At 64.1% G+C, this 13,899-nt stretch carries 21 protein-coding genes; 14 read left to right on the top strand and 7 right to left on the bottom strand.

Annotated features, from left to right (window positions below; all coding sequences use genetic code 11):
- Positions 1–52: 52 nt before the first annotated feature.
- The 11 genes from AC3WLX_RS16430 to AC3WLX_RS16380 all read left to right on the top strand — a co-directional run bounded on the left by AC3WLX_RS16430 (position 53) and on the right by AC3WLX_RS16380 (position 7,819).
- Positions 53–277 carry an AbrB/MazE/SpoVT family DNA-binding domain-containing protein gene (locus tag AC3WLX_RS16430; RefSeq protein WP_027545558.1) on the top strand — a complete coding sequence of 75 codons (225 nt, stop codon included), beginning with the start codon at positions 53–55 and terminating at the stop codon, positions 275–277.
- A gap of 11 nt (positions 278–288) precedes the next feature.
- Positions 289–684: a type II toxin-antitoxin system death-on-curing family toxin gene (locus AC3WLX_RS16425; protein ID WP_492336729.1), complete on the top strand. Its 396-nt coding sequence runs from the start codon at positions 289–291 to the stop codon at positions 682–684.
- A gap of 95 nt (positions 685–779) precedes the next feature.
- Entirely contained in the window at positions 780–932 is a 153-nt protein-coding gene (locus tag AC3WLX_RS16420) for an aa3-type cytochrome c oxidase subunit IV (RefSeq protein ID WP_008546229.1), read from the top strand.
- 137 nt (positions 933–1,069) lie between these two features.
- On the top strand, positions 1,070–2,200 hold the full coding sequence (locus AC3WLX_RS16415) for a Re/Si-specific NAD(P)(+) transhydrogenase subunit alpha (RefSeq protein ID WP_492336728.1): 1,131 nt from the start codon (positions 1,070–1,072) through the stop codon (positions 2,198–2,200).
- Between the two features lie 22 nt (positions 2,201–2,222).
- Complete coding sequence (locus AC3WLX_RS16410) at positions 2,223–2,540, top strand: proton-translocating transhydrogenase family protein (RefSeq protein WP_028180801.1); 318 nt, start codon at positions 2,223–2,225, stop codon at positions 2,538–2,540.
- A gap of 39 nt (positions 2,541–2,579) precedes the next feature.
- On the top strand, positions 2,580–3,977 hold the full coding sequence (locus tag AC3WLX_RS16405) for an NAD(P)(+) transhydrogenase (Re/Si-specific) subunit beta (protein WP_291622397.1): 1,398 nt from the start codon (positions 2,580–2,582) through the stop codon (positions 3,975–3,977).
- 12 nt (positions 3,978–3,989) lie between these two features.
- Entirely contained in the window at positions 3,990–4,160 is a 171-nt protein-coding gene (locus AC3WLX_RS16400) for a hypothetical protein (protein WP_492336727.1), read from the top strand.
- A gap of 28 nt (positions 4,161–4,188) precedes the next feature.
- Complete coding sequence (locus AC3WLX_RS16395; RefSeq protein ID WP_492336726.1) at positions 4,189–4,986, top strand: alpha/beta hydrolase; 798 nt, start codon at positions 4,189–4,191, stop codon at positions 4,984–4,986.
- Positions 4,940–6,418: a sodium:proton antiporter gene (locus AC3WLX_RS16390; RefSeq protein ID WP_492336725.1), complete on the top strand. Its 1,479-nt coding sequence runs from the start codon at positions 4,940–4,942 to the stop codon at positions 6,416–6,418. The genes AC3WLX_RS16395 and AC3WLX_RS16390 overlap by 47 nt, the downstream gene beginning before the upstream one ends.
- A gap of 51 nt (positions 6,419–6,469) precedes the next feature.
- Positions 6,470–6,754, top strand: coding sequence for a cupin domain-containing protein (locus tag AC3WLX_RS16385; RefSeq protein WP_492336724.1), 285 nt, complete (start codon positions 6,470–6,472; stop codon positions 6,752–6,754).
- Positions 6,755–6,847: 93 nt separating this feature from the next.
- Positions 6,848–7,819, top strand: coding sequence for a hypothetical protein (locus AC3WLX_RS16380; protein WP_492336723.1), 972 nt, complete (start codon positions 6,848–6,850; stop codon positions 7,817–7,819).
- 98 nt (positions 7,820–7,917) lie between these two features.
- Here AC3WLX_RS16380 and AC3WLX_RS16375 read toward each other — a convergent pair whose 3' ends face one another.
- A complete protein-coding gene (locus tag AC3WLX_RS16375; RefSeq protein ID WP_492336722.1) occupies positions 7,918–8,568 on the bottom strand; it encodes a tetratricopeptide repeat protein in 651 nt (216 codons plus the stop codon).
- Between the two features lie 194 nt (positions 8,569–8,762).
- The gene (gene rpsU / locus AC3WLX_RS16370; RefSeq protein WP_014492442.1) at positions 8,763–9,059 is read right to left on the bottom strand and encodes a 30S ribosomal protein S21; all 297 of its coding nucleotides are present in this window, start codon (positions 9,057–9,059) and stop codon (positions 8,763–8,765) included.
- Positions 9,060–9,317: 258 nt separating this feature from the next.
- Here rpsU and aqpZ point away from each other — a divergent pair, with 258 nt between their 5' ends.
- Positions 9,318–10,040 (top strand): aquaporin Z, encoded by a 723-nt coding sequence (aqpZ, locus tag AC3WLX_RS16365; protein ID WP_492336721.1) that lies wholly within the window; start codon positions 9,318–9,320, stop codon positions 10,038–10,040.
- Between the two features lie 37 nt (positions 10,041–10,077).
- Here aqpZ and AC3WLX_RS16360 read toward each other — a convergent pair whose 3' ends face one another.
- Positions 10,078–11,184, bottom strand: a complete 1,107-nt coding sequence (locus tag AC3WLX_RS16360; RefSeq protein WP_492336720.1) for a 5-(carboxyamino)imidazole ribonucleotide synthase — start codon at positions 11,182–11,184, stop codon at positions 10,078–10,080.
- Positions 11,181–11,669: a 5-(carboxyamino)imidazole ribonucleotide mutase gene (gene purE / locus AC3WLX_RS16355; RefSeq protein ID WP_492336719.1), complete on the bottom strand. Its 489-nt coding sequence runs from the start codon at positions 11,667–11,669 to the stop codon at positions 11,181–11,183. Before purE ends, AC3WLX_RS16360 begins: the two co-directional genes overlap by 4 nt.
- A gap of 142 nt (positions 11,670–11,811) precedes the next feature.
- On the opposite strand from purE, the gene AC3WLX_RS16350 reads away from it, so the two are divergent.
- Positions 11,812–12,513, top strand: coding sequence for a GGDEF domain-containing protein (locus AC3WLX_RS16350; protein WP_492336718.1), 702 nt, complete (start codon positions 11,812–11,814; stop codon positions 12,511–12,513).
- A 2-nt stretch (positions 12,514–12,515) separates the two neighbouring features.
- Here AC3WLX_RS16350 and AC3WLX_RS16345 read toward each other — a convergent pair whose 3' ends face one another.
- From AC3WLX_RS16345 to AC3WLX_RS16335, 3 genes are all read right to left on the bottom strand, one after another.
- The gene (locus AC3WLX_RS16345; protein ID WP_291622209.1) at positions 12,516–12,767 is read right to left on the bottom strand and encodes a hypothetical protein; all 252 of its coding nucleotides are present in this window, start codon (positions 12,765–12,767) and stop codon (positions 12,516–12,518) included.
- 23 nt (positions 12,768–12,790) lie between these two features.
- Complete coding sequence (locus AC3WLX_RS16340) at positions 12,791–13,009, bottom strand: hypothetical protein (RefSeq protein WP_492336717.1); 219 nt, start codon at positions 13,007–13,009, stop codon at positions 12,791–12,793.
- 107 nt (positions 13,010–13,116) lie between these two features.
- Positions 13,117–13,323 (bottom strand): YdcH family protein, encoded by a 207-nt coding sequence (locus AC3WLX_RS16335; RefSeq protein WP_008546179.1) that lies wholly within the window; start codon positions 13,321–13,323, stop codon positions 13,117–13,119.
- A 331-nt stretch (positions 13,324–13,654) separates the two neighbouring features.
- Here AC3WLX_RS16335 and AC3WLX_RS16330 point away from each other — a divergent pair, with 331 nt between their 5' ends.
- Positions 13,655–13,834 carry a YdcH family protein gene (locus AC3WLX_RS16330; protein WP_024337663.1) on the top strand — a complete coding sequence of 60 codons (180 nt, stop codon included), beginning with the start codon at positions 13,655–13,657 and terminating at the stop codon, positions 13,832–13,834.
- The last annotated feature ends 65 nt before the right edge of the window (positions 13,835–13,899 follow it).

Genomic DNA, 13,899 nt, shown 5'->3' with positions numbered 1-13,899 from the left:
AACTAAACCTTGGGCGATGTTATACATATGTATAACTCGCTGGAGCCGTGCCATGAAGATCGAGATCAAGAAGATTGGCAATTCCGACGGACTGCTGCTGCCTCGTGAATTGATGCAACGGCTCGATCTCAAGCGTGGTCAGCAATTGCACATCGTGGAATTGCCGGGCGGTGGCTTCCAGGCCCTGCCCTACGATCCCGACTTCGAGCGGACGATGGAAATCGCCGACGAGGTGATGGACAAGTATCGCGACACGCTCGCGGCGCTTGCGAAATAGTTGGTTGTGCAATGAGCGATCCTCAGGAGCCGCTCTGGATTACTTACGAGCAGGCCGTCGCCATTCATAGCCGGCAACTCCGACGCTTCGGAGGCGCGCCTGGGCTGCGTGACGAAGGCATGTTGCGGTCGGCGCTCGATCGCCCGATCAACAAATGGCGGTACGAGCAGGCGTCGTTGGACGAGCTTGCCGCAGCCTATGCGTTCGGGCTCGCGAAGAATCATGCGTTCGTCGATGGAAACAAGCGGATTGCCTTCATGGCGATGATGGTCTTTCTGCACAAGAATGGCGTGGCGTTCAGTCCCGATCCGGCGGAAGCGACGACCATCATACTCTCTCTCGCCGCCGGCGAAGTCAGCGAGGAGAGCCTCGTCCGCTGGATCCGCGACAATTGGAATTCCAAATGACCCGATTTGCGGGAAACTCCGCCCTGGTGCCGTTGCCCTGTTCAAATCTTTAAGGTATCCCAGCCCGAGAATTCGACTTTCGACTGGGGACATCCATGGCTGACCATAGCGAAGTGGCCTACACCACCGCCGACGGCAACGACTATGTTGCGCACGAGCAGACCTACGAGGGCTTCATCAAGCTGGTGAAGTACGGCACGGTCTCGGTCGCGCTCATCGTGATCCTGATGGCGATCTTCCTCACCTGATCGATCGACTGCCGCACCGCCAGCGTCGACGGTGCTCATAAAATTTGCATTCAAGCCGGTTTCAAAACCGGTATCCAACGTTGCGGGAGTAACGCTAAGTTCGCGTGCGCGCTTTTTCCCGCGTCGCCGGAGGGCCTATGAAGATCGCCGTTGCCAAGGAAATCGATCCGTCGGAGCCGCGCGTCGCCGCTTCGCCCGATACGGTGAAGAAATTTAGGGCGCTCGGGGCCGAGATCGCCGTCGAGCCGGGTGCCGGCATCAAGTCGGGCCTGCCGGATTCCGAATTCACCGCGGCTGGTGCCACCGTCAGCACTGACGCGCTGAAGGACGCCGACATCGTCATCAAGGTGAAACGCCCGGAGGCGTCCGAGCTGCCGCAGTACAAGCGCGGCGCCCTCGTCATCGCCATCATGGACCCTTACGGCAACGAGGCCGCGCTGAAGACGATGGCCGATGCCGGCGTTGCCGCCTTCGCGATGGAATTGATGCCGCGCATCACCCGCGCGCAGGTGATGGACGTGCTGTCCTCGCAGGCCAACCTTGCCGGCTACCGCGCCGTGATCGAGGGGGCAGAGGCCTTCGGCCGCGCCTTCCCGATGATGATGACGGCCGCCGGCACCGTTCCGGCGGCGAAGGTGTTCGTGATGGGTGTCGGCGTTGCCGGCCTCCAGGCGATCGCGACCGCGCGCCGTCTCGGCGCCGTGGTCACCGCCACCGACGTGCGTCCCGCGACCAAGGAGCAGGTGGAATCGCTCGGTGCGAAATTCCTCGCGGTCGAGGACGAGGAGTTCAAGAACGCGCAGACCGCCGGCGGCTACGCCAAGGAAATGTCGAAAGAATACCAGGCCAAGCAGGCTGCGCTCACCGCCGAGCACATCAAGAAGCAGGACATCGTGATCACGACCGCTCTGATTCCGGGCCGGCCGGCGCCGAAGCTCGTCAGCGCCGAGATGGTCAGGTCGATGAAGCCGGGCTCCGTTCTGGTCGATCTCGCCGTCGAGCGCGGCGGCAATGTCGAGGGTGCGAAGCCGGGCGAGGTCGTGGATGTCGATGGCATCAAGATCGTCGGCTACACCAATGTCGCCGGCCGCGTTGCGGCTTCGGCTTCCAGCCTCTATGCCCGCAATCTGTTCTCCTTCATCGAGACCATGGTCGACAAGAAAGAGAAGAAGCTCGCCGTCAACTGGGACGACGAACTGGTCAAGGCCACTGCGCTGACGAAAGACGGCGCCGTGATCCACCCGAACTTCCAGCCCAAATCATCTTAAATCGGGTTTAAGGAGAGCCGCCATGGAGCATGCAGCACAGCTCGTCGACCCCTTCATCTTCCAGCTGTCGATCTTCGTCCTCGCCGTTTTCGTCGGCTATTTCGTCGTCTGGTCGGTGACGCCGGCGCTGCATACGCCGCTGATGAGCGTCACCAACGCGATCTCCTCGGTGATCGTGGTCGGCGCGCTGCTCGCGGTGGGTGTCGGCATGATTTCGAGCGGCTCGGGCTGGGCGCGCGGCTTCGGCTTCGTTGCCCTCGTCTTCGCCTGCGTGAACATATTCGGCGGCTTCCTCGTCACCCAGCGCATGCTGGCGATGTACAAGAAGAAGTCGAAGTAAGCGGCCACCTCGGGCTGAAGGGATCAATGGGGACCTGAGATGAGCGCCAATCTCTCTGCATTCTTGTATCTCGTGGCGGGGGTGCTGTTCATCCTGTCGCTGCGCGGGCTGTCGAGCCCGGCAACCTCGCGCCAGGGCAATCTGTTCGGCATGATCGGCATGGCGATTGCGGTCGCCACCACGCTCGCAAGCCATCCGCCGGCCGACGGCGTGGCTTGGATCCTCGTCATCCTCGCGGTCGCGATCGGCGGCGGTGCCGGCGCGGTAATCGCCCGCCGCGTGCCCATGACCTCGATGCCTGAACTGGTCGCCGCCTTCCACTCGCTGGTCGGCATGGCCGCGGTGCTGGTCGCGGCCGGCGCGTTCTACGCGCCGGAGGCCTTCGGCATCGGGACCCCCGGCAAGATTCATCCGCAGAGCCTGGTCGAGATGTCGCTCGGCGTCGCCATCGGCGCGCTGACCTTCACCGGCTCGGTGATCGCGTTCCTGAAGCTGTCGGCGCGCATGAGCGGCGCGCCGATCATCCTGCCGTTCCGCCACATCATCAACATCGGCCTCGCATTGGCCCTGGTGTTCTTCATCGTCGGTCTCGTGCTGTCCGGCAGTGCGTTCGACTTCTGGATGATCGTCATCCTCGCGCTGGCGCTCGGCGTGCTCATGATCATCCCGATCGGCGGCGCCGACATGCCGGTCGTGATCTCGATGCTGAACTCCTATTCCGGCTGGGCCGCGGCCGGCATCGGATTCACGCTCGGCAATTCCGCGCTGATCATCACCGGCGCGCTGGTCGGCTCCTCGGGCGCGATCCTGTCCTACATCATGTGCCACGCGATGAACCGGTCCTTCATCTCGGTCATCCTCGGCGGCTTCGGCGGCGAGACGGCTGCCGCCGGTGGGGGAACCGGCGAGCAGAAGCCGGCCAAGCTCGGCTCGGCTGACGATGCCGCCTTCATCATGAAGAACGCCTCCAAGGTCATCATCGTGCCCGGCTACGGCATGGCGGTGGCGCAGGCCCAGCACGCGCTGCGAGAGATGGCGGACATGCTGAAGAAGGAAGGCGTCGAGGTGAAATACGCCATTCACCCGGTCGCCGGCCGCATGCCCGGCCACATGAACGTGCTGCTGGCCGAAGCCAACGTGCCTTATGACGAGGTGTTCGAGCTCGAGGACATCAACTCCGAATTCGCGCAGGCCGACATCGCTTTCGTGATCGGCGCCAACGACGTCACCAACCCGGCGGCGGAAGAGGACAAGACCTCGCCGATCTACGGCATGCCCGTGCTCCAGGTCTGGAAGGCCGGCACCGTGATGTTCATCAAGCGCTCGCTGGCTTCCGGTTACGCGGGCATCGACAATCCGCTGTTCTATCGCGACAACACCATGATGCTGCTCGGCGACGCCAAGAAGGTCACCGAGAACATCGTCAAGGCGATGTAGGCGGAAGGGACCGTGTCCATCAACAAGGAATGGCACCGGTCCCATCCCATGCCGTCCAAAGCCACGCGCGAGCAGCGCGCCGAATGGCACGCTGCTCACAAGGCGGCATGCGGCTGCCGCGACGTTCCGGCCAGTCTGCGCCCTGACGTCATGAAATTGCTGCGGAGCCATCGCAAGCCCTAGGCTCAATCGAGGGGCGCGCCGCGCAATCATGACCGTCGTCAAGTGGATCGCCATCCTGCTCGTGACCGTCTACCTGGCCGGTCTCCTCGTGCTGTACGTCCGCCAGCGCGAGTTGCTGTTTCCGATCCCGCCCGTCGGCCGGACCGCGCCTGATGCTGCCGGCCTGCCCGAGGCGGAAGAGCACATTCTGACCACGTCGGACGGCGAGAAGGTGATCGTCTGGCACGTGCCGGCGAAGCCTGGCCGTCCCGTGATCCTGTACTTCCCCGGCAACGGCGATTTCCTCGCCGGGCGCGTCAGCAGCTTCAAGGCAATGACGGCCGACGGCACCGGCCTCGTGGCACTGTCCTATCGCGGCTATGCCGGCTCGAGCGGGACGCCGAGCGAAGAGGGGCTGCTGCGCGATGCGGCGGCCGCCTACGGGTTCACCACGGCGCGATATGCCGCGGAACGGATCGTCGTCTGGGGCTTTTCGCTGGGGACGGGTGTCGCGGTCGCCATGGCGTCCGAACACCCCGTCGCCAAATTGATCCTGGCGGCGCCATACACTTCGACGGTGGACGTCGCTGCCTCGCAGTTCCGCTTCATTCCCGTGCGCCTGCTGATGCGCGATCAGTTTCGCTCCGACGAGCGGATCGCGCGCGTCACGGTGCCGCTGTTGGTGATGCACGGCACCAATGACCTTGCCATTTCGATCGCGTTCGGAGAGCGTTTGTTCGGGCTCGCGCATGAACCGAAGCAGTTCGTTCGCTTCGCGGGCGGCGGACACGACAATCTCGATGCGTTTGGCGCGATCGAGACAGCGAGGCGCTTCATTGCTTACTGAACGGCTTGTGACTTGCCGGGGCTGCGTGATCATCGCTGCGACGCTCGCGCTGCTTCCGCAGCCTGCATGGGCTGCCGCGGCGATTGACGGCGCGTCGATGCGCTTGCCCTATGCGCTGCCCTTCGCCGGCCTGCTGCTGTCGATCGCACTGGGTCCGCTGCTGTTCGCAAAATTCTGGCACCACCATTACGGCAAGATCACCGCGGCCTGGGCGGTGCTGTCGCTCGGCTCCCTGGTCGTCTTCGCCGGCGGCATGGCAACGCTGGCGGCGCTCGTTCACGCCCTGCTCGCCGAGTATCTCGGCTTCATCGTGCTGCTGTTCTCGCTCTATGTCGTAGCCGGCGGCGTCCTCATCACTGGAGACATCAAGGCGACGCCGGCGACCAATCTCGGCATTCTCGCGCTCGGCACGTTGGGAGCGAGCATCGTCGGTACCACGGGTGCGGCGATGATTCTGATCCGCCCCTTGCTCCGCGCCAACCGGCTGCGCCGTCACAACGTCCATGTCGTCATCTTCTTCATCATCCTGGTTGCAAATGTAGGCGGCGCGCTGAGCCCGCTCGGCGACCCCCCGCTGTTCGTCGGCTTCCTGCACGGCGTCGACTTCTTCTGGACCACGCGAACCATCTGGCTGCAGACCGCAATCGTGGCCGGGCTGCTGCTCGCGATCTTCGCCGCCATCGACCTCTGGCGTTTCCGGAGCGAGCCGCCGCCCGTTGGCGCCGGCCCCGCCCAGCCGGTCCGCATCCGCGGGCTCGTCAATCTGGTGCTGATTGCGGCCATCGCCGCCAGTCTGCTGGCCTCGGCAATGTGGAAGCCGGGCGTTGCGTTCGACATTCTCGGCACCAAGCTGGAGCTGGAGGACATCGCCCGCAATCTGGTGCTGCTCGCGATAGCGGCGCTGTCGGTGTGGCTCACGCCGGACGAACACCGGCAGGCCAACGGCTTCACCTGGGAACCGATCCGCGAGGTCGCGAAGCTGTTCGCCGGCATCTTCGTCGCCATCATCCCGGTCATTGCCATGCTCAATGCCGGACATGACGGTGCGTTCGCCTGGCTGCTCACCGCCGTGACGGGGCCGGACGGAGCGCCGCGTGAGGTCGTCTATTTCTGGTTTACCGGCCTGATGTCCGCGTTCCTCGACAATGCTCCGACCTATCTGTTGTTCTTCGAGCTCGCCGGCGGGGATGCGCAAGTGCTGATGCATCAGCTCTCCGGCACGCTTGCCTCGATCTCCATGGGGGCCGTCTACATGGGAGCGCTCACCTATATCGGCAATGCGCCGAACTTCATGGTGAGCAGCATCGCCAGTGAAAGCGGCATCCAGATGCCGAGCTTCTTCGGTTATTTCCTGCGCGCCGGCGCCGTGCTGATCCCGCTGTTCCTGCTGCTGACGTTCCTGCCGGTCGTCCCGATCCTGCACTGGCATTGAATCTCGCGCCCGATTTGCTACTGCTGCCGAGCCCCGATCAGGAGAATTCCGATGCTTGCCGCCAAATCCGAGGTTCAGGTCGACAATGAGCAGGTCCGGGTGACCGAATGGCGGCTCCTGCCCGGCAGCGCCACGGGACATCACACCCACGGCATGGACTATGTCATCGTTCCGGTCGTGGCGGGAGAGATGACCATCGTGGCGCCGAATGGCGAGCGGTCCAAAGCGCAGCTCGCGGCGGGAAAGTCCTATTTCCGCAAGGCCGGCGTCGAGCATGACGTACTTAACGAAACCTCAACCGAGATCGTGTTCCTTGAAATAGAGCTGAAACCATAAGCCGGCGCTCCTGTCTGCCATCGATCCGTCGCAGTTGATCCCTCACAATGCCCTAAAGTTCCCGCATCAGATCGCGCGGGGAGTGGCCGAGAAATGCTGAAATACCTCGCTAAAATCTCGACGGATATTTTCCCCTCGGTGCTCGCCACGATCATCGGGGCTTACATCGTTAACCACTACATCAACGCCAAGCCGGCGGCCGACACCCCAGCCGCCGTGGTCGCGCCCGCCCAGACGGGCAGTGACGGCAAACCGGATGCCGCCGCCAACCTTCCTGCCCCTGGCGTCAAGGCCAAGGGCATTTCCGAGAAGAGCGTCGCCGAAAGGGCGACGGTCGAGAAGCCTGCCGATCATCAGCCTTCGGCCGAGGCCAAGGCCGCCGACGTGGCTCCCGCGGAAAACGGCCCGCGCGGCCGTCCTTCTGCGCGCGACAAGGCCGCGGCCAAGTCAGCTCCGGCTGCCTCTGCTCCGGTCGTTGAGGCCAATTCGGCCTCGACGGCGGCTTCCCCCGCCGCCACCCCCGACGCCAACGATCTCGCGCGTGCTGCGATCGAGCGCCTGCGCAAGTCGAATGAGGGCAAGTCTGCCGAGGCCAAATCTGCTGAGGGCAAGCCGGCCGAGGCCAAGGCTACCGAGGCCAAGGCCGCTGAGCCCAGATCTGCCGAAGCCAGGCCTGCGGAGGTTCGCGCGGTGGAGACCAAGCCGGCGGAGCCCGTGGTGCGTGAGGCCGCCCGCACGCCGGAGGCCTCGCGGGTCGTCAATGTCGAGCCGTCCCCGGTTCGTCCGCTGCCGCCGCCAATCACGGTGTCGACGCCGTCGCCCGAGGCCTATGGCAATGGTGGGTCCAATCCGCCCTACACTGCCTCGATCGGCAACGACGATCCGAATCGGGTGACGCCGCCGGCTGACATTCCCGTGCCGGTGATCGCGCCACCCCTCGACCTGCGTGCCGACGCGGGCGGCGCCCTGCCGCGGCCGAAGAAGACGAACGTCGCCGACGAGATGCTGTCGGGCATGAAGTCGATGTTCAACGCCGTTCTGCCGAAGAGCGCCACCCCCGAATAAAGCGTGATCCGGAGAAGCGCGAAGCGGTTTTCCGGAAAAATCATGCGGAACAACGACCCAAGGCGCGGTGACGATTCGCGCCGCGATGCGCCAAGCCGTCAGCCGCCGACGCGGGCAAGGCCGCTGCGGGCGGCGTCGTCGCGGGGGCGAAGCGCAACAGCCCTGGTGTAGGACGCCGCTGCCTTGGCCCTATCGCCCAGCCGCTCATAGACCTGGCCGCGCGTGGTCCAGACCTGCGCGTTGTGCGGATCAGCCTCGGAGGCTTCGTCGAGATCGGCTGCGGCTTCCTTGATCTTGCCGAGCGCGAGATAGCTGTTGGCGCGGCCAAGCAGCGGCTCGGCCTTCTGCGGGTTGAGCCCGCTTGCGGCGCTGAAATCGGCAATGGCAAATTCGTGTTGGTTGTTGCCCTGGTAGATCAGGGCGCGGCCATAGAGCGCCTGCGCATTGTAGGGATCGAGCCCGACCGCGCGATTGAACTCGTCGAGCGCTGCTGCGGTCTCGCCCGACTTGGCCAGGGACTGGGCCTTGGCGGTGTGGGCCTGGGCTTCGGTGACGTTGCCGGCGCTCACCGCGCTCTCGGCGGGTGCGGCTATTTTGGGGGCCTCCTGCGGCTTGTCCTTCTCAGGGAGGAGCGATCCGAGATCGAAGGAGCAGCCGCAGACTGCGATCCCCATCACGGCGAGCGCGAGCGGCTGCCGCCAGATCCGGCGTAGCCGCGGCCAGCCGCGCTCGGGGAAAGGAGAGGCCATATACGGTTCGCTCGCGCTAAAGCATGATCCAGAAAGATCATGCTCGAACAACAAAACCCAAGCGCGATGTTTCGACCCAATCTCATCGCGCTTCATTGCCGCATCGGCAGTGCCGATCCGAGAAGGCACCGCCCGCAAACAATAACGCGGGCCAGTGGCCCGCGTCATCGAAAACTGAAGTCTAGCTAGGTAGTTCAGCGCGGTCCGCGCGGACCTGCACCCGGGCCGCTACGGCCGCCGCGATCACCGCCGGGACCGGCTCCGAACACCGGCTTCGGCTTCATCGGCAGCAGGCCTTCGCGCTGCAGCTTCTTGCGGGCGAGCTTGCGTGCGCGGCGCACGGCTTCGGCCTTTTCGCGGGCCTTTTTCTCGGAGGGCTTCTCGTAGTGACCGCGGAGCTTCATCTCGCGGAAGATTCCCTCGCGCTGCATCTTCTTCTTCAGCGCCTTGAGGGCTTGATCGACATTGTTATCGCGAACGAGAACCTGCACGCGGCATCCTCTTCAGGTGGATCGGATTTGAATTCTGGTAAGTCAAAGGGGATGGCGAAACGCGCAAGCCCTTTACCTTGAGCGCGCCCATGTATCAGACAAAACCGGGCATGTCCACCGGCCAAGCGGATTTTCGGGCCAAGTTCGGCCATTAAATGCGGCGAAAATACCTCCACGCGGCCCCGATTTGGGCGGCTTGACGCCACGGGCGGGGCGGCGACCGGAGCTTGTTCCGGGTCTTGCAATGAGGGGACTACAATGGACACGAAAAAATACGCTGCCGAAGCCATCGGCACCTTCTGGCTGACATTCGCAGGCTGCGGAAGCGCAGTGATCGCGGCCGGCTTCCCGCAGGTCGGCATTGGCCTCGTCGGCGTCTCCCTCGCCTTCGGGTTGAGCGTGGTCACCATGGCCTATGCCATCGGCCACATCTCGGGCTGCCATCTCAACCCGGCCGTCACGGTCGGTCTCGCCGCCGGCGGCCGCTTTCCGACGGGCCAGATCCTGCCCTATGTGATTGCCCAGGTGGCGGGTGCGATCGTCGCCGCATTGCTGCTCTATGTCATTGCCAGCGGGGCGCCCGGTTTCGACGTCAGCAAGGGTTTTGCGTCCAACGGATATGGTGCGCATTCGCCCGGTCAGTACAGCATGATGGTCGGCTTCCTCACCGAGGTGGTGATGACCATGATGTTCCTGTTCATCATCATGGGGGTCACGCATGGCCGGGCGCCGGCGGGTTTTGCGCCGCTCGCGATCGGGCTTGCGCTGGTGATGATCCATCTCGTCAGCATTCCCGTCACCAACACCTCGGTGAACCCGGCGCGCAGCACCGGTCCGGCGCTGTTCGTCGGCGGCTGGGCGCTGTCGCAGCTCTGGCTGTTCTGGGTTGCACCGCTGATCGGCGGCGCGCTCGGCGGAGTGGTCTATCGCTGGCTCAGCGAAGAGCCCACGGGCGTCGTCGCAGGCGCAAAGACGGCGTGATCGCAAAGCGGGATCGCAGCGCGAAGCCGCGGTCCCGTTACTTGCCAGCGGTGGGGTGCACTTCGGTGACGTGCCCCATCTTTCGGCCGGGGCGCGGCGCGCCCTTGCCATAGATGTGCACTGTCGCGCCCGGCACGCTCAGCCACTTCTCGTAATCGTTGATCTCGTCCCCGATCAGGTTGGTCATGGTGACGATTTCGCCATGACGCACGGGCTTGCCGAGCGGCCAGCCGGCGATGGCGCGGATGTGCTGCTCGAACTGCGAGACCGAGGCGCCATCGAGCGTCCAGTGCCCGGAATTGTGCACGCGCGGAGCGATCTCGTTGACCAGCACCCTCGGTCCGGTGCCATTGGCGAGCACGAACATCTCGACGGCGAGAACGCCGACATAGTCGAGTGCGCCTGCGATCTTGCCGGCGATGCTGCGCGCTTCCTCGGCGAGCGCATCCGGAATCGGCGCGGGCGCGCGCGAGATCTTCAGAATGTGGTCGCGGTGCTCGTTCTCGGTGACGTCGAAGCACTCGACCTCGCCTGTGACGGCGCGCGCGGCGATCACCGAGATCTCGCGCTCGTACGGCACGAAAGCCTCCAGGATCGCCGCTTTGGTGGCGAGGCTGGTCCACACCTTGGCGATGTCGTCGCCCTCGCGGATGATCGCCTGGCCCTTGCCGTCATAACCGAAGCGGCGGGTCTTGAGCACGGCGGGAAGGCCGATCCTGACGATCGCCTCGCGCAACGAAGCCACTGACGTGACGTCGGCGTAGGCGGCCGTGCCGATCCCGAGCCGCGTCACGAAATCCTTCTCGGCGAGGCGGTCCTGGGTGGTCTCGAGGATCTTGCGGTTGGGCAGCACCGGGCGGCGCGCATCCAGCACCATCGCGGCCGCTGCCGGCACGTTCTCGAATTCGTAGGTGATGACGTCGACGTCGCCGGCGAACAGCTCGAGCGCCTCGACGTCGGCGTATTCGGCACAGGTCGCGTTCAGCACGACGTCAAACGCGGGCGAATCCGGATCGGGCGAAAACACCTGGCAGCGAAGGCCGAGCCGCGCCGCGGCCATGGCCAGCATCCGGCCCAATTGTCCGCCGCCGAGGATTCCGATGGTGTCGCCGGGCTTCAGCTTCACATGCCTGGTGTCCGTCACGCCTTGTCCTCCGGGCGCTCGGCAACCGCGTCCGTTTGCGCCTTGCGCCAGGCGGAGAGGCGATCCGACAGAGCGGGGTCGGAGAGCGCCAGCACGGCGGCCGCCAGCAATGCGGCATTGATCGCGCCGGCCTTGCCGATGGCAAGGGTACCGACCGGGATGCCTGCAGGCATTTGCACGATCGAATAGAGCGAATCGAGGCCCTTGAGTGTCTTGGATTCGACGGGGACGCCGAAAACCGGGAGCTCCGTCAGCGCCGCCGCCATGCCGGGCAGATGTGCCGCGCCGCCGGCGCCGGCGATGATCACCTTGTAACCCGCCGCCTTGGCGCCCTTGGCGAAGGTAAACAGGCGTTCGGGGGTGCGGTGGGCCGAAACGATGCGCGCGTCGGCGGCGACGCCCAGCGCTTCGAGCGTGTCGGCGGCATGGCGCATCGTGTCCCAGTCCGACTGGCTTCCCATAATGATGGCGATCGGCGCGGTCATGAGGTCAATTGTGCCCAGAAAAACAGAAACATAGGCCAGATTAACGGTTCCGGCCGGCGGCTCGCAAGGCGGTGGCAAGGAGAAGGGAATCCACTATCCTGTCTTGGTGAATCCCCGCAAGCCTTCATTGAGCAGGATGCCCATGAAGAAACCAAAAAGGGCAAGGGCTGCGAAGGCCAAGAAGGGTCGCAAAACCAGCGCCGACCGATCCCGAGCCGCCCCGAAACGCCCCGCCAAGCCGGCCTCGCGCAGGGCGCCCGCTGCCGACGACAGCAAGGCGATCATCCGCGATCTCAGGCGCAAGCTGAAGGCGGCCCGGCTGCGAATCTCGGAACTCGAGGCGGCCGCCGACACCGATTTCCTGCTCGAGATTCCGAACCGGCGCGGTTTCGAGCGCGAGCTGGCGCGTGCCATAGCCTATATGAAACGCTACCGCGCCAGCGGGGCGCTGATCGTTCTCGACGTCGATCGGTTGAAGCCGATCAACGATTCCTTCGGTCATGTCGCCGGCGACGAAGTGCTGAGGGCGATTGTCGCCACGTTGAGGCGCCAGGTGCGCGCCTCGGACGTCGTCGGCCGGCTTGGCGGTGACGAGTTCGCGCTGCTGCTCTGGAATCTGAGCGAGACCGATGCCAAGGCCAAGGCGGCGGCCTTCGAGCAGGCGATCGACGAACTCCCCTTCGTTTTTCGCGGGCAATCGGTGACGGCGGGCGCCTCCGCGGGCGTCGCCTTGCTCGGTCCGCAGTCCGATGCCGGGCGCGTCCTGGAGGAGGCGGACGCCGCGATGTATGTGCGCAAGGCGCAGCGTCGGCACGAGCCGCGGATCAGGCTGGTCAGCAGCTGAATTTACAGCGTGGCCAGATCGTCCGGCACGTTGCCGAATTTGCGCAGCAAAGTGGCGTCGCCAAACTCGCCCGTCATGGGATCGCCGCTGCGGCTGAAGGCGACTGCGCCGATGTGGCCGGCACCATGTGCCAGAAGCTCGGCGCGCCGCAACGCGGCCGTCGAGCTCTGGCATTCTTCGGCGGCCCCCGCGACGGGTGAGCCGTTACTGTCGATCAAGAAGGGCATTGCAACGTAATAGGTCACATCCGACATGGCGTTGCTCCGATATTTGAAACTCAGGCGGCGCTGCTCTTGCTCCGCATCTTGCTGCGTGAAGTCTCGGGAATGCAGCCGGCGGAGACCGCCGCCTGCAATTCCTCCAGCTCGGCTTCCAGATATTCGTTGGCCATGATCAGGGCCTTGATGGTGCTGCGCAGGTTGCCGTCGCACATCGCGATGGCCTGATCGCAGGCCTGCTCATAGTGGCTGTTGTCGAGAAAGGCGGCTGCCGACATATGCGTGTCCTCGGGCGTGGGGCGTTGGGGCAGCTAGAATGTTCTTATTTTGTTCTTTTGGAGTCAAGCGGATTCCAACTGGCGGGTCCCTCTAATCAGGCTGTGGATCAGGCGATGATGTCGGGCGTTATCTGGTCTTCGATGAACGCGATGCGGTCGCGCAACAACAGCTTGCGTTTCTTCAGCCGCTGTAACCGCAACAAGTCGGGGGCAGGCGATTGATGCAACGCATCGATCGCCGCATCGAGGTCTCGGTGTTCCTGCTGCAACCGGGTGAGCTCGGCTTCGAGCTCACGCTCATCTTCATTGGTCATGTCTGCGGTGGCCGAAAACCGATAGGCGTGAGATCTGGGCTGTGGACGCCCTGCGGAAATTATCGTCCTTGCGCCGCGTGATCGCAAGCGATCTGCGGCGCTCGCCCGCCGATCTCCCGCAACATATTTTGTGCTGGGGGCCGCGGCGCTGCGCAGACACTTGATACCATGGATTTTTCCGCGTGGTTCCCCTTTAGTCACGCTTCGTTACATATGAAGTTTCAAAAATGACGCTGCGACGACGGATACCCATCGACAGGACGAATCGGTGATGTAGACTTGGCCGTCCGGATCGAATCCTAAAGGTTCAACCCTACCGAGGAGGTTTCGAATGACAATTCAGGCACATCTCGTTGAATTGGAACGGAAGCACAAACTTCTGGAAAACGAATTGCACGAAGCTCTCGTGCACCTTTCAACAGACGACCTGCAAATTGTTGAGTTGAAGCGCCGGAAGTTGATGGTCAAGGACCAGATCGAGCGTCTGAAGCACAGCGACACGCTCCACTAGTAACCCCCCGTAACAGCGTCGAGTTGATCACGTCCTTCACGCAGGGATGAGAGCGTTCGCGCTCA

This window comes from Bradyrhizobium sp. FW305-F6 (assembly GCF_058782905.1).
The sequence above is the reverse complement of the archived record's forward strand: the minus strand, read 5'-3'. Positions and strand labels throughout refer to the sequence as shown.

Coding starts and splice junctions, on each gene's coding strand:
- AC3WLX_RS16430 (WP_027545558.1), top strand. CDS start 53: ATGAAGATCGAGATCAAGAAGATTGGCAATTCCGACGGACTGCTGCTG.
- AC3WLX_RS16425 (WP_492336729.1), top strand. CDS start 289: ATGAGCGATCCTCAGGAGCCGCTCTGGATTACTTACGAGCAGGCCGTC.
- AC3WLX_RS16420 (WP_008546229.1), top strand. CDS start 780: ATGGCTGACCATAGCGAAGTGGCCTACACCACCGCCGACGGCAACGAC.
- AC3WLX_RS16415 (WP_492336728.1), top strand. CDS start 1,070: ATGAAGATCGCCGTTGCCAAGGAAATCGATCCGTCGGAGCCGCGCGTC.
- AC3WLX_RS16410 (WP_028180801.1), top strand. CDS start 2,223: ATGGAGCATGCAGCACAGCTCGTCGACCCCTTCATCTTCCAGCTGTCG.
- AC3WLX_RS16405 (WP_291622397.1), top strand. CDS start 2,580: ATGAGCGCCAATCTCTCTGCATTCTTGTATCTCGTGGCGGGGGTGCTG.
- AC3WLX_RS16395 (WP_492336726.1), top strand. CDS start 4,189: ATGACCGTCGTCAAGTGGATCGCCATCCTGCTCGTGACCGTCTACCTG.
- AC3WLX_RS16390 (WP_492336725.1), top strand. CDS start 4,940: ATGCGTTTGGCGCGATCGAGACAGCGAGGCGCTTCATTGCTTACTGAA.
- AC3WLX_RS16385 (WP_492336724.1), top strand. CDS start 6,470: ATGCTTGCCGCCAAATCCGAGGTTCAGGTCGACAATGAGCAGGTCCGG.
- AC3WLX_RS16380 (WP_492336723.1), top strand. CDS start 6,848: ATGCTGAAATACCTCGCTAAAATCTCGACGGATATTTTCCCCTCGGTG.
- AC3WLX_RS16375 (WP_492336722.1), bottom strand. CDS start 8,568: ATGGCCTCTCCTTTCCCCGAGCGCGGCTGGCCGCGGCTACGCCGGATC.
- aqpZ (WP_492336721.1), top strand. CDS start 9,318: ATGGACACGAAAAAATACGCTGCCGAAGCCATCGGCACCTTCTGGCTG.
- purE (WP_492336719.1), bottom strand. CDS start 11,669: ATGACCGCGCCGATCGCCATCATTATGGGAAGCCAGTCGGACTGGGAC.
- AC3WLX_RS16350 (WP_492336718.1), top strand. CDS start 11,812: ATGAAGAAACCAAAAAGGGCAAGGGCTGCGAAGGCCAAGAAGGGTCGC.
- AC3WLX_RS16345 (WP_291622209.1), bottom strand. CDS start 12,767: ATGTCGGATGTGACCTATTACGTTGCAATGCCCTTCTTGATCGACAGT.
- AC3WLX_RS16340 (WP_492336717.1), bottom strand. CDS start 13,009: ATGTCGGCAGCCGCCTTTCTCGACAACAGCCACTATGAGCAGGCCTGC.
- AC3WLX_RS16335 (WP_008546179.1), bottom strand. CDS start 13,323: ATGACCAATGAAGATGAGCGTGAGCTCGAAGCCGAGCTCACCCGGTTG.
- AC3WLX_RS16330 (WP_024337663.1), top strand. CDS start 13,655: ATGACAATTCAGGCACATCTCGTTGAATTGGAACGGAAGCACAAACTT.